Annotated in this window: 13 protein-coding genes; 2 read left to right on the forward strand and 11 right to left on the reverse strand. The window is 38.6% G+C overall.

Annotated elements, in window-relative coordinates:
• Nucleotide 1: 1 nt before the first annotated feature.
• The gene (locus AC07U8_RS14085) at nt 2-592 is read right to left on the reverse strand and encodes an RBBP9/YdeN family alpha/beta hydrolase (protein ID WP_494738115.1); all 591 of its coding nucleotides are present in this window, start codon (nt 590-592) and stop codon (nt 2-4) included.
• A 341-nt stretch (nt 593-933) separates the two neighbouring features.
• Between AC07U8_RS14085 and AC07U8_RS14090 the strand changes: the two genes are divergently transcribed.
• A complete protein-coding gene (locus tag AC07U8_RS14090) occupies nt 934-2,031 on the forward strand; it encodes an OmpW/AlkL family protein (RefSeq protein ID WP_494738116.1) in 1,098 nt (365 codons plus the stop codon).
• Between the two features lie 399 nt (nt 2,032-2,430).
• On the forward strand, nt 2,431-3,462 hold the full coding sequence (locus AC07U8_RS14095) for an AraC family transcriptional regulator (protein ID WP_494738117.1): 1,032 nt from the start codon (nt 2,431-2,433) through the stop codon (nt 3,460-3,462).
• A gap of 131 nt (nt 3,463-3,593) precedes the next feature.
• Here the strand turns inward: AC07U8_RS14095 and AC07U8_RS14100 are convergent, their stop codons facing one another.
• From AC07U8_RS14100 to AC07U8_RS14145, 10 genes are all read right to left on the reverse strand, one after another.
• Complete coding sequence (locus tag AC07U8_RS14100) at nt 3,594-4,604, reverse strand: YeiH family protein (protein WP_494738118.1); 1,011 nt, start codon at nt 4,602-4,604, stop codon at nt 3,594-3,596.
• Complete coding sequence (locus AC07U8_RS14105; protein WP_034611527.1) at nt 4,597-4,926, reverse strand: Rieske (2Fe-2S) protein; 330 nt, start codon at nt 4,924-4,926, stop codon at nt 4,597-4,599. Before AC07U8_RS14105 ends, AC07U8_RS14100 begins: the two co-directional genes overlap by 8 nt.
• On the reverse strand, nt 4,923-5,576 hold the full coding sequence (locus AC07U8_RS14110; RefSeq protein WP_494738119.1) for a DsbA family oxidoreductase: 654 nt from the start codon (nt 5,574-5,576) through the stop codon (nt 4,923-4,925). Before AC07U8_RS14110 ends, AC07U8_RS14105 begins: the two co-directional genes overlap by 4 nt.
• Nucleotides 5,576-6,919 carry an MFS transporter gene (locus tag AC07U8_RS14115; protein ID WP_494738120.1) on the reverse strand — a complete coding sequence of 448 codons (1,344 nt, stop codon included), beginning with the start codon at nt 6,917-6,919 and terminating at the stop codon, nt 5,576-5,578. The genes AC07U8_RS14110 and AC07U8_RS14115 overlap by 1 nt, the downstream gene beginning before the upstream one ends.
• Before the next feature lie 117 nt (nt 6,920-7,036).
• The gene (locus AC07U8_RS14120) at nt 7,037-8,089 is read right to left on the reverse strand and encodes a beta-keto acid cleavage family enzyme (RefSeq protein WP_494738121.1); all 1,053 of its coding nucleotides are present in this window, start codon (nt 8,087-8,089) and stop codon (nt 7,037-7,039) included.
• A gap of 58 nt (nt 8,090-8,147) precedes the next feature.
• Nucleotides 8,148-8,996, reverse strand: coding sequence for a TauD/TfdA dioxygenase family protein (locus tag AC07U8_RS14125; protein ID WP_034611521.1), 849 nt, complete (start codon nt 8,994-8,996; stop codon nt 8,148-8,150).
• 11 nt (nt 8,997-9,007) lie between these two features.
• On the reverse strand, nt 9,008-9,994 hold the full coding sequence (locus tag AC07U8_RS14130; RefSeq protein ID WP_494738122.1) for a quinone oxidoreductase family protein: 987 nt from the start codon (nt 9,992-9,994) through the stop codon (nt 9,008-9,010).
• A 751-nt stretch (nt 9,995-10,745) separates the two neighbouring features.
• Nucleotides 10,746-11,204 (reverse strand): DUF2846 domain-containing protein, encoded by a 459-nt coding sequence (locus tag AC07U8_RS14135; protein WP_494738123.1) that lies wholly within the window; start codon nt 11,202-11,204, stop codon nt 10,746-10,748.
• Between the two features lie 104 nt (nt 11,205-11,308).
• Entirely contained in the window at nt 11,309-11,881 is a 573-nt protein-coding gene (locus tag AC07U8_RS14140; protein ID WP_494738124.1) for an SMI1/KNR4 family protein, read from the reverse strand.
• 275 nt (nt 11,882-12,156) lie between these two features.
• Nucleotides 12,157-13,500 (reverse strand): putative bifunctional diguanylate cyclase/phosphodiesterase, encoded by a 1,344-nt coding sequence (locus tag AC07U8_RS14145; RefSeq protein ID WP_494738602.1) that lies wholly within the window; start codon nt 13,498-13,500, stop codon nt 12,157-12,159.
• Nucleotides 13,501-13,638: the final 138 nt, after the last annotated feature.

The raw sequence follows: 13,638 nt of genomic DNA on the forward strand, positions 1-13,638 counted from the left end.
GCTAAGCGATACATATCGAATCATCCACTTGGTCTAATTGTTGAATAAATTGTTCAGCTTGTGCCCAATACCCATATCCAGCAGCAGGATTGAGATGCCCCACTTCACCTAAACTCACCAATCGGCTGCCCCATGTTTTTGCCATAGTCCTAACAGCCTCGTAACTGGCTAAATGGTCATTGGTACTTGCGACCACAATGCTTGGAAAAGGCAAAATCTTGTTAGGTAAAGGATTCCATCCTTGCTGTTTTAGCATTGCAGAACTTGGATAGTTTTCAGGCCATTGGGCCGATAAATCGGGTGGTGTCACCAACAAAGCCCCTTGAATATTGTGTTGATACAGAGCTGCCCAGTGAACGGTCATTAATACCCCTGCACTATGTGCAACTAAAATCACAGGACCATCAATCTCTTCAAGTTGTGCTTGGATCGCTTTAACTCTTTTTATGCAGTTGAGTTTGTCTGTTTCTAATGCAGGGACAGATCGTACCTTGACCAGCCTTTGCTCCAATAAGGTTTGCCAATGTTCAGCAACATGGTCACGTAAACCAGGAACAATTAAAACGGTTGCCTTTGTCTGTATTTTTTCCATTGATCTACCTTTAATTTTAAGTGAATGAATGAAGATGAATTCTATAAATTGCTTATTCACAATACGGTTTAGTTGATTTTGGTGATGTACATTTGATGACAACCTCTTTTCATTTGATGACAAATGACCGATGCAATACAGCATTCGAGCATGTGTAAAAAAATTATAAGATATTGATTTTATTGTTTTATTTTAAATTTCACTGATTTTTCATTAAAGTTTTGAATATTATTGATGAAATCAGTGAGATTGCTTTAACCAATGCCAACTTTAATAATGAGGCTGTGTTTCAGAAAGGATCCGCTGAAACCATAAAAAAAGTGAACTACAAGGGAATTAAAATGAATCAAATTTGTAGAATAGCTATGCCATTGGCATGTCTATTAACAACTCATTTATGTTATGCGGATTCTACAACTTATAAACGCTGGGCTGTCAGCGCGGGCTGGATGCATGTCATGCCTCAAGGCAAAGCCAACTCAACACATGTAACGACCAGTGTTATAGAAGGTGGCAGCTATGGCGTTGGATCATCATTATGGGGAAGTGATATTGCCAACTACGAAACCAATGCATCTGAAATTAAGGGAATGGGCGGACTTTTATTAAATACTTTTATCAAAAATGGTAAAGCAGACCCCAATTATAAAGTTCCAGCAAGTCTCATGACAGGAGCCAGATCGGATATCACAGGTATTTCTGATTATACCGCTCAAGGTGGGATGGAAGTCGCGGATACCGATACATTAGGCTTAACCTTAAGCTACTTTGTAAATGATCATGTATCTCTTGAATTAGTCGGTGGTATTCCACCAAAAATTGATATTGACGGCGTTGGAGAAATTAGAGCTTCGGCACTCTCCACTGCCAATACCCCCGGAAAAGGTACACCACCGACCTATTTAAATGGTTTAAAACTGCTAAAAGATACCTTAATTACCGATCTTGGTGCACATGGCAAAGTTGCAGAAGTGACTGCATGGACGCCTGCAGCAACAGTCAAATATCATTTTGACGCTTTAGGACAAACTAAGTTCCGACCATTCGTTGGGGCGGGTGTTGTATATGGTCACTTTAATAAGTTAAAGCTCAATGGCGGTGTAGAACAAGACCTTATTCAAGCAGGTTATATGATTGATAATATCCTCAATGATCGAGCGGGTGAAGCATTGCACGGTGGTCAAGGCAGTTCAACAGCGACACCAAAAGTTAAAGTTAAAACCAGTGATGCCTTTGCACCGGTACTCACAGCAGGTTTTACCTTTGATTTAACCGATCGTTGGTTTACCACTGGATCTTTAAGTTATATGCCAAACTTTAATAATGTCGCTACTGTGACTGTCACAGATACATCGACAGGTACCCAATTGATCAAGTCCACGACAAAAATTGATTTGGATCCTTTGGTCACATATCTTGGGGTAGGCTATCGTTTTTAATCAAATGGATTGATCGTAGCCCAATATCTACCAACCATTTAATTTTAAAAATATTGTGTACTGAATATCTACAATCCGATATGAGTCGCAATGCCCCATCTAAAAGAATTAATGTGTAAGCAATATCCCTAAGTTGTATTGCACATTAATACGTTTTAAAAGGCTGTTCTTTACTCCATAAAGTGCAGTCCTTTTAAAACACTCCTCTTTGTTAAACAAATTTGATACTCTATTTTTATGGTCTCAATGTGTAATGAATTGAGATACTTTTTAAGAAATTTTGATAAAATTATTGAGATTAGACATACGCAAAAACTTTTTATAAATGCGTATTGGTAAAGTCTTCAAACAATGATGTATTGACCAGGATGGTTAATAAAAAGACAAGGAGAGTGTAAATTGGTTCCTCTTGCACATACAGCGGTACTCAAGAATTATCTAGATGTTAGCCGACAATTAGACCTCAATCCATACCATTTATTATCTGATGCTGGAATTTATTCTGCTCAATTAAATGATTCAAAACAACGCATTTCTGTCGATAAAGTCATGGCATTATTAGAGCAATCTGCTCAAATCAGTGGTTGTGAAGTGTTTGGTCTACATATGGCCGAACAACGTCAAATTGCTGATTTTGGTGAACTAAGCTTATTATTAAGCTATCAGCAGACGTTACGTGATGCCTTAAAAACCATTGTAAGATACCGAAATATCATCAATAACGCGCTTGAAATATATATAGAAGAAGTTGGAAAAACGGTGATTATTCGGGTAGAAGTGATTTCTACTTCAGCAAAGTATAGTCGTCAAGCGATTGAATTGGCTTTGGGGATTACCCATCGTTTTTGTGCTGCATTATTAGCTCAAAAATGGCATCCATTAAGTATTCATTTTACCCACGATGCACCAAAAGACTTAACAGTGCATCAACGTGTCTTTGGAAGTTCACTTGAATTCGGTAGCGAGTTTAATGGTATTGTCTGCTCATCATCAGAACTTGATAAAATCAATCCTCAAGCAAATACAGCAATGGCAAACCATGCACAGCGCTATCTCGATATTGATATCTTACAAAAAGACAATGAGTCATCACTTATTTTTGATATCCGTAAAAGTATCTATCTGCTTTTACCGATGGGACGTGCCACAATTGATCAAGTCGCGCAGACCCATGAAGTCAATGTCAGAACGCTGCAACGGCGTCTAGAAGCTGCACATACAAATTTTAGTGAATTAATGAATGATGTCCGCAGAAATTTGGTATTTCGCTATTTAAAAAATATCAATTATTCACTGGCACAAGTTTCAGATATTCTCGGCTACTCTATGCCAAGCTCTTTTACCCGATGGTTTATTGGTCAATTTGGCATAACGCCGAATGCTTGGCGTACCCACAATAAGACTGAGATCATTGATGAGCATACGATATAAATTCAATCAAGGTACGACTAACTTGGTATTAACATCAAAACAATAATACGAAAAGCGACTTAAAACAAAAGTTTTGCGGAAATTAACTTTAACGTTGTATCCTGCAAAACTTTCGTTAAATCAAAGCCCGACTAAAATAACCAATGCATCAGGCTGAGTACTAACAATACCAGAAAAACGCTTTCTCCAATCATTAACAGTATCGGTTTAATACCCACCGTTGCTAGCTCTTTTAATTGTGTTTTCATCCCTAGCGCACTAATCGAAATAATCAGACACCAACGAGATAATTCATTCATTCCAGTTTGAACAACTGTAGGGACCCATCCAGTACTATTTATACAGGCAAGAATTAAAAATCCTACTGCAAACCAAGGCAATAATGGCGGTCTTTTGCCCGTAGAGGGTACGCCTTGCATACGGGTAATCATGGCTGCGCAGATGATGACAGGTAAAAGCATGGCAACTCGCATCAATTTCACCACTGTTGCAGTATCGCCTGTTTCCGTAGACATGCTATAGCCTGCCCCCACCACTTGGGCGACATCATGGATGGTTGCACCTAAAAAAATCCCCGCATGTTGTGGTGTTAATTCCAACCATCGTGCAATCATGGGATAAACAATCATTGCTAAAGTTGAAAGTGCAGATACTCCAATGACGGTGAATAAGGTTGCTTTTTCTTTTTGTGGATGACTGGGTAAAGCTGCAGACAAGGCCAATGCTGCGGAAGCTCCACAGATCGCTGTCGCGCCACCAGTCAGCATACCGAAAAATTTATTAAACCCGAGCACTTTTGCTGCGATGACTGAAGCAAAAATGGTAATGACGACCAATGAAATGACCAAAACAATGGGTTGCCAACCTAGCGCAGTCATTTGCTCAAGGGTAATTCGCATTCCGAGTAAGGCAATCCCAAAACGCAATACTTCTCGCGCAGTAAATTCGATACCCGCTTTACACTTGCCTTCTGTTGCAAGAAAGTTCACACCCATCCCGAGCAACAAAGCGAATAACATCACTGGCGCACCATAATGCTCAGATAAAAAACAGGCCGCAGCTGCAACCACAGTACTGACAATAAATCCGGGCATAAGCGCACTTAGCCGTGGCTGCCAAGCCATAAAATCTAACTTACTCATCTAGCGCTACTCCACAATCCAAACCAATAAAAACATTTTCGCCAATCACTTCTACTGGGTATGATTGAACTTGTAGCTGTGTTGAATTGAGTAAATAACCATTTGCCAAGTCAAAACGTAAACCATGTGCGCAACATTGAATTACCTTGCCTTCTAATTTCCCATTGAGTAATGAGGCACCCTGATGTGGGCAACTGTCATTAATCGCATAAAATTGTTCGGCAATATTAAATAAAATTAGGGATCGGTCACCGATCATCAAAAAGGAGCGATTGCCTAAAGTTGGGATTTTTTCTTGAGGAACTTGAAAACGCAAGCTCATACCATTTGTCCTTGTGCTTGAAGGGTATCCAGCATTGCTTGATAAAGTGCACTTGCATGTTGTGCCCCTGCCATTGCAAAACCACCATCAAAAACAAAATACGGTACCCCTTTACCCCCAGTATCTGCTGAGATAAAAGGAACAAATGGTTTTGCTAAAATATCTTCAACCACATCATCCGCAAAACCGCAATACATGGCTATTTTCTGCAATGTTGCTAACTCGCCTATATTTTCCGAATGATGAAAATAGGCTGTGAATAGCGCATCTAAAAATCGCTCACTTTGATCTGAATGATATACTTTTGAAATATTTGCAAAAATATGATGTGCCATAGCTGTGTTTGGCATACGCCGAATTCGATCAAAATCAATATCGACATTGACTGCTTTGGCGGCTTGATGAACTTGAGTTTGGCGCATTCGAACAGCAGTTGAACTGCCTAATCTTTGTAAATAAAAGGCATCAAAAGGAACACCCACCAGCGGAATATGGGGTAAAAGCTGTACACCACGCCACTGGATATTGACCACAACATCTGGATCACTTTGTTTTAATTTTTGAATCGCAGTCTGTAAATGACGTTTTCCAATCAAACACCAAGGACAGATAAAATCAAAAAAAACTTCAATATTCATTTTACGTGTCATTACTGATTACCCATATTGCATGACTGTGCTTGTACTGTTTGACCTTGTCGTGCTGCTTGTGCATTAAATTTTTTAATATCATGGGCATAATGGCGTTTTGCATAGAAGAATACGGCAGCAGCCACAATGCTCATCAGAGGCATCAATTGAAAAGCTTGGTGTAAACCAATCACGTCAGATAGCTTTCCAATCACTAAAGGTCCTAAAGCCAAGCCGAGAAAATTATTCGCCAAAGTTAATGTTGCAAATGCTGTGCTATGTACAGAATGATGTGTCAGGTTGGCAACCATTGCGCTGGATGGTCCATTGGTACCCAATGCAATAAACATCCCAATACAAATCATAAGCAGTTGAGCATTTCCAACAGATATCGCAAAAGCGATGGATAGCAACACACAACCGATCAAACAAAATGCAATCGCCAAACTGACTTTTCGGTCTGGTCGATCTCGTCCTAAACGATCACATAACATCCCACATAAAATCGTGCCAACGGCACTACTGAGTACAACCATTGCCGCGACCAGCCCCGCTTTATCAGTCCCCAATCCGTAATATCGATTGAGATAACTGGGAAGCCAAACGATGACCGTGCCACCCACAAACAATTGCAAGCCACTGCCAATATAAGTGGCGATCACAGACCGACTTGAATAAATCGATCGCAAAGGACTTCTCGACTTATCCTGTTTCTGTTGGGTCTTAATTTTGCCTTGAACGGTTCCTATCTTGTTTTCTTTAACCACAATAGGATATAAAAATGCCAGAATCAGCCCAAAGACTGCCATTCCACCAAATGCCCAACGCCAGCCAAAATGTTCAGCCATAACACCGCCTAAAGCCATGCCTAAGAATGAGCCAAACACACCACCTGCCATAAAAGCACTTGCTAAAGTTGCACGCATACCACGCGGAAAAACCGATACAACAACAGCAATCCCGACACTGCCATAAGCAGCTTCGCCAACACCCACCATAAATCGGGCAATAAACATATGTTGATAACTTTCAGCAACTGCACAGCCTAAGGTTGCCATACTCCATAACACAGCCATCAAAGTTAAGCTTTTTACTTTGCCAAAACGATCTGCCAAGATCGACAAAGGTAAGGTTAATAAACCCACCATCAAGGCCACAATCCCACTTAATAATCCAAGTTGGCTGTCTGTCAAAGCCCATTCACTTTTGATCAATGGAAATACTGCATTTAAGACTTGCCGTGACATATAGTCAGAAATCAACAAACCAAATGTCAGTGCAAAAACCAACCATGCATATTTACGTGGAATGCCAACCGAAGTATCTACACCGTCCGCAGGACTTGAATATTGATGCGCATCCATACGTTCTCCTTGTGTTTTTATAATTTCTCATTCAGTTTTTGATGACTACCCGACTTCACAGTAACGTAATCATCTTTTTCTCACCGTTTGAATCAAAAATCCTTTTGGCTCAAATCATTATTTACGCTGTGGAACACCCTTTTGACCTGCTTTACGATTGGGCGCCATACCATTTTCCAACAAAGTTTCTTCAATCGTGTCGTATTGCACGCCAATACGATAAATTTCACGTGCTTCTTTACCTGATGCAACTTCACGACCTAATTCATGGGCAATACGCACGGTCTGTTGAATTTGCTGTACTGAAGAAAAACGCTGACCTTGATGATCGATAATGGTGTCTTCATTTCCGACACGTGCATGTAAGCCCATCGCCATTGACATGGTGTTAAACGGCAAAACATTTTTAAGTAAAGACTCTGAAGTTAAAGTACAACCATCAGGTACGCGATGAATAAAGTTAAAGAAGTTAAAAGGATTTGGCCCATCAAAACCACCACCAATTCCAATCCAGGTTAGATTCAACGGACCTTTATACAGCCCTTTACGCACCATACGTTCCAGCGTTTCTAAACCATGCATCCCAGTTAATTGGAAATGCGGTTGAATGCCATTTTGAGTTAAACGCTTTAAATGCTCTGCAACCCAAGCTGGACCTGCGGGTACTGTCATTTCTGCATAAGCTGCCTGAATTGCAGGATGTGCCAAAGAAGTGCCTTCTAAATATTCAGGATAGAGCAACTCCATAATATTCATTTGAGTGGTATTGATCGCCACGGTTACTTGGTCTGGTTTTGGCATTAATTCAGCCAGCATATGACGCGTATCATCGCTTAACCAAATTGCAGCTTCACCTTCACTTTCTGGGGCAAAAGAAATTGATCCACCCACTTGAATAATCATATCAGGCACCGCTTCGCGCACACCGGCAATGAGTTCATTAAACTTAGACAGACGTTTCGAACCTTTCCCATCTAGTTCTCGAACATGCAAATGGAGGACTGAAGCACCTGCTTCATAGCACTCTACCGCTTTTTGAATTTGTTCTTGCATGGTCACGGGGATATCTTCAGGAAAATCCTCAGGCATCCATTCAGGCCCATAAGGTGCTACCGTAATTACCACTTTGTCCATGTTTTCAGGGTGCAATGAGTCATCAAAGAATCGCATAAACATCTCCATATGTATTTTAAAATTAGGGTTTGGATAAAATCGTTAACTGCTACGCTTAGTAAGTTGCATCACCAATAATGCCTGCCCGTTCCATTTTTCGATGACAAGGTGGATAGTCCATTACGGCATAATGTTGTGTACTGCGATTGTCCCAAATTGCGATACTATTCGGCTTCCAACTCCAACGAACTTGGTACTCAGGAATATAGGCTTGGGTAATTAAATAACGCAGTAAATCGGTTGCACCGGGATTGGCATCTTGTCCAAAACGGACATGTTCTTTGGTATGGTAATTACTAAAATGAGTGGTAAAGGCGTTGACATACAGAATCTTCTCACCTGTCTCAGGATGAGTACGTACCACAGGATGTTCTGCATCGGGGAACTGTTCTTTTAATGCCAAACGTTTTTCAATCGGCATCATTGCGCCAAAACTGGCTTCAATACTGTGATAGGCGCGTAAATTTGCAATTTTTGTTTTGATTTCTACGGGTAGATTTTCATAGGCCATCACCATATTGGTCCACATGGTATCTCCACCCACTGTCGGACATTCAATACAACGTAGTACACAACCCATTGGCGGAACTTTGCGCCAGCTTGCATCGCTATGCCAAGCATTTTCATAACGATCAATTGGGCTCTCTGGGCTTTTATAAATTTGTACCAGTCCAGGATGCTCTGGATGACTTCCAACAGCAGGATGACTTTCTAGTTGTCCAAAGCGCTCAGCAAATGCCACATGTTCAGCTCGGCTTAGGTTTTGATCTCTTAAAAATAAAACCCGATGCTTTAACAAATTCTGACGAATTTCAGTAAATAGCCCATCATCGTCAATGGCATCTGCCAGATTGACGCCCAATAATTCTGCACCGATATTGCAACTTAATTGTTCAACTTGCATAAGGTATCCCTTCAAATGACAAAAATTGATGATCCTGTGGTTTTACGTGCTTCTAGATCACGGTGAGCTTGAACTGCATCCTTGAGTTCATAGTGTTGATTGATTTCAATTTTGATGCGTCCATGTCGGACATGATCAAATAACTCATTGGCAAGTTCTTGTTTTTCTATAGGATCAGCAATGAAATCTGCCAGTGCTGGACGGGTCATATATAGAGAGCCTTTCATTGCCAACAAAACGGGATTAAATTCTGGAATGGCACCAGAAGCAGTCCCCACACAAACCAATAAGCCACGGCGTTTTAACGAATCAAGCGATGCCATAAACGTATCTTTACCAACACTATCAAAGACCACATTCACACCGACCCCATCGGTTAACTCTCGTACTCGTTCTGCAACATTTTCATAGCTATAATTAATGACGTGGTCACAGCCATGTGCACGGGCAATTTGCGCTTTTTCTTCTGAAGAGGTTGTACCAATCACAGTTAAACCGAGTAACTTTGCCCATTGAGAAACAATCAAGCCCACACCACCAGCGGCGGCATGTAATAAAATGCTGTCCCCTTTTTTAAAGTCATAAATACGACGCATTAAATAAGCCGAGGTTAAACCCCGCATGGTCATTGCTGCAGCTGTTTCACAAGAAATTTCTTCAGGTAGTTTGATTAATACATCAGCCGAGATTAAACGTGCAGTGCTATAAGCACCTAAAGTATTTAAAAAACCAGTATAAGTGACTCGATCACCCACTTGAATGTGAGCTACACCCTCACCCACAGCTTCGACTACACCAGACGCTTCTACGCCCATACCGTTTGGCAATGGAATTTTATATGTGCCGTCGCGAAAATAAGTGTCAGCATAATTTAATCCAACTGCCACATGACGCAGACGTACTTGCCCTGCCACTGGTTCACCAACATCGATGTCTTCATATTGCAAAACATCTGGTGTTCCTATTTCATAAAACCGTATTGCTTTATTCAATGCCATTTCCCTATCCATGCCGTATTTTTATCAATATTTAAAAATCATGATTAAAACTACAACACAGCAGATGCAGCTCACTTTACATAAGACGACACTGACTTAGCATTTTACGACACGCTTGTGGTTAAAATTGTAAGCTAGTTTAGTAAGGCACTGTTTTTGAGTTGTTTTATTGATTTGAATATTTTTTATGGTTTATCTTGAGTGGATTTTTTATCCCAAATTTTAATGTGTTCTATCTATTGAACGTCAAAATTTTAGTAATCCACTTTTACAGTCTGCAGGTCAGCATGATTTACAGATTTGGTGTGGACGAGGTGGCTTTAAGTATACCAATTTAATCAAAGCGAATTTTGAAGCAAACAAAGCATATCAAATTGGCTATGAAATGAATCCAAATAAACAAGAGGGTTGTGTATTTTGGATAACTGATTTAACAACAAAAAAAACCTATTACTGAATTAATCACAGGTATTGAAGCAGGTGAGTATGCTAATCCAAAAAAACTTAGACCATTAAAAAACTTTATTGAACCTCGTCCAATAGTCAGACAAGGCTATACTGTCCCAATCCGTGTAATTAATAAAATGGGTCATAATTAAAAATTTCTATTGGTTTCCCTTAAATAGGTACTAAGCATTCAACCTACAATTAGTCAGTTTTTCTGCCTAGTACCAAAAAGCACATCTGCTATGAGATCTAATTGTTACGACTAAACAAATTTCCATCAACCGCTTAACACCACGAGAAAAATCTACTTGCTACATGTTCCCTTTTCGGCTAGATTTAATTTTTTTATAGCTTTTTGACCTTCAGCATTATCTACCAATTTCAAACCTGCTCCAGCAACTACAAGACCTGGTCTTAGATATTGTTTAATAAAATAATTCTCCCCACTCTTTGCTTGAAGCTTAAGGTCATTAGGTGAAAATTCGGATTCTGTAGAAATTATATATTCCTGATCACCATTAACTTCTTCATGGAAGAAAACATTTGGCGCCGTTTCACCAATGCAGTTACCATTGATTTTGATATCTTTTTTAAGTGCACCACCAAACCCACCAGTACGGTAAATATATAATCCAGATTTTCCTTGTTCTGGCTGCTTAAATTGTTTAGCAGATGCCGTTAGTTCCTGATTTGCAACGGGTACTGATGCACAACCTGTAAAAAGAAGAGCTGTTGTAATTGCAGTAAATAACGTTTTGTTCATTTTCCGTTCCTTTAAAATTTAAATACAGTTCTGATGAGCATAAAATCAATCTAAAATTTTTCAAACTTAATAAATATCAATAAATTCAAAATCTGTTAACTGATTTAAACTAAAGGCAATAATCTTCCAGTCGTTAATTCATCAAATAAAGTTGGATATTCATCACCACGAACAGTACCTCCTGTAGAATATGAACCTAAACTTTTTCTATATCGAATTAAATACTCAAACAATGTTCCAAATTTTCTTACGGTTTTATTGTTTTGATCCCATTCATAAACAATATCGTTATGATCTTTTGTATACATAAAGAAAATGTTTGTATGTTCATTTTCGCCACATATCTCAAAATACTGCTTTTCAGCTAAATCTGATACACCACAATTTTCTAAAAACTTAACTGTTGGATCTGTTTCATTCATTAGCTCTTTTTGCCTATCAATACCCATTATTAAATGATAATCATATATATAAAAATCATCACCAAATAAAAGCCCGCCTGAACATTTCCCCATTGTCATAAGAAGCTCCTTAAATTGGCCATGTACAGAAATGTTATGCAGCTTTTCAATTTTATTTATTTCTTCTTCCATATACCCTTTAATTCGACCTAAGTGTTCAATAAAGTGGTTTTTTTCGGTTCTTATAGAGGCAAGTGTTGCAACTAAATCATTCATAATATACACCTTATGGATTTTGACGGGTAGAACCATGATTAACTAACATCGAAAAGTTAGGGTTTTTCTCAACAAAAATATTAAATGCATAAATTACTCTACTCAATAAATTAACGAAGATACACCACTAAGACTTAGCACCAAAACTTAGCTAACTTAGGAAATATTTAATTTATAAACATCTAATTTTTAAAGACTTATATAATAAAACCATTGAATCAAAGGTAGAACTAAAACAGCTTATTTTCTTATTTCTATGATTTTTCTCGGAAACTTTAATGATTTTCCTCAGCTATTTTGTTCATAAAATCCGTTAAAGGCATTGGACATCCCCATAGATAGCCTTGAAATTCAGTACAACCATTTTCTTGAAAGCGATTAAAGTGCTCAACGGTCTCAATCCCCTCTGCTAAAACACGCAGGTTTAAATCAAGGCCAATTTTAACAATCCCATAGACCAATTTATTACACCGCTCATCTTCTAAAGCCGCTTGCACAAAACTCTGATCAATTTTGATTTGGCTAATGGGCATTTTCTGCAAATAGCTTAATGATGAATAGCCAGTACCAAAATCATCTAAAGAAAGCTGAATGCCATTTTTATGTAGAAAACCCATTTTTTCTATAACACTTTCAATATTATTTAACGCAACCCTTTCAGTTATTTCTAATATGAGTTGGGATGGAAGCACTGCATTTCTCTGCACCAGAGAGGTCACGATTTGCTCAAAATTCTCTTGCATAAAATGATCAGCACTTATATTGACTGAAAGTGTAAGATCTTTTGTAGATTCATTTTCACGCCAGTCTTGTAATACCTTGCTTGCCTGAATCAGTATCCAATCTCCAATTTTAGGCATTAACTCCAAAGTTTCCGCTACAGGAATAAAATCTTTTGCAGGGATATAACCAAGTGTCGGGTGACGCCAACGTAACAAAATTTCAGCGCCTATAATTTTTTCAAAAGAATTTACTTGAGGTTGATAAAAAAGCTCAAACTGTTGTTTTGAAAGCGCTAAACGTAGATCCTGCACCAACTTGTTTTCAATTTGCAACTCCAATTGCATCACAAAAATTGAGATACAAATCATTAAAGTGGCAACGGATATTGCAATCCAACCACCATAAGCTCGAATGCTTTCAGCTAAAGGGATTGCTCCATCTAAAGTAAACGCACTCCCGCTAAAAAAGATAAAAGCGGCAATGGATAAGATAATTAAAATTAACTGTAATGCATTGGGATCTCTTCGATAATTCAAATATCCCAATATGGCTCCTGCTGGAAGAAATAAATGCGCAACTCTGGGGTGATCTATTGTAGCGACATCAAATATTAAGCAAAAAACCACAGGAAAAACAAAGAGGACAATTTGTGAAACCAATATGCCCGCTGAAATCCGATGTATATAAATCAAAAATAAGCTGAAGATCGACATTGCTGTAAAAAAAATATCAATACAAACAATGAACCACATCTCAGCAAAGCTAAAATATATTGTCCAAAATAGGCAAAATGCGATACAGATAATAATGTTTGCTTTAGCTGCAATCGTTATTTGTTGGTTTTTTACGGCGTTGAAATGTTTGTTTTGGTTTTTTAAATAGGATAAAACGACCATAAATACCCCCATTACAAATATTTATTGATCAAGTATCCGCATTGTTTTTATACACAATTTCAGAATCACATCAATAAACACTAAACTATTAAAAATACTTATAATTTATAAATATCTGACTTGTTAATATGCTTGATT

The organism is Acinetobacter sp. GW821-FHT01E09 (assembly GCF_059422385.1).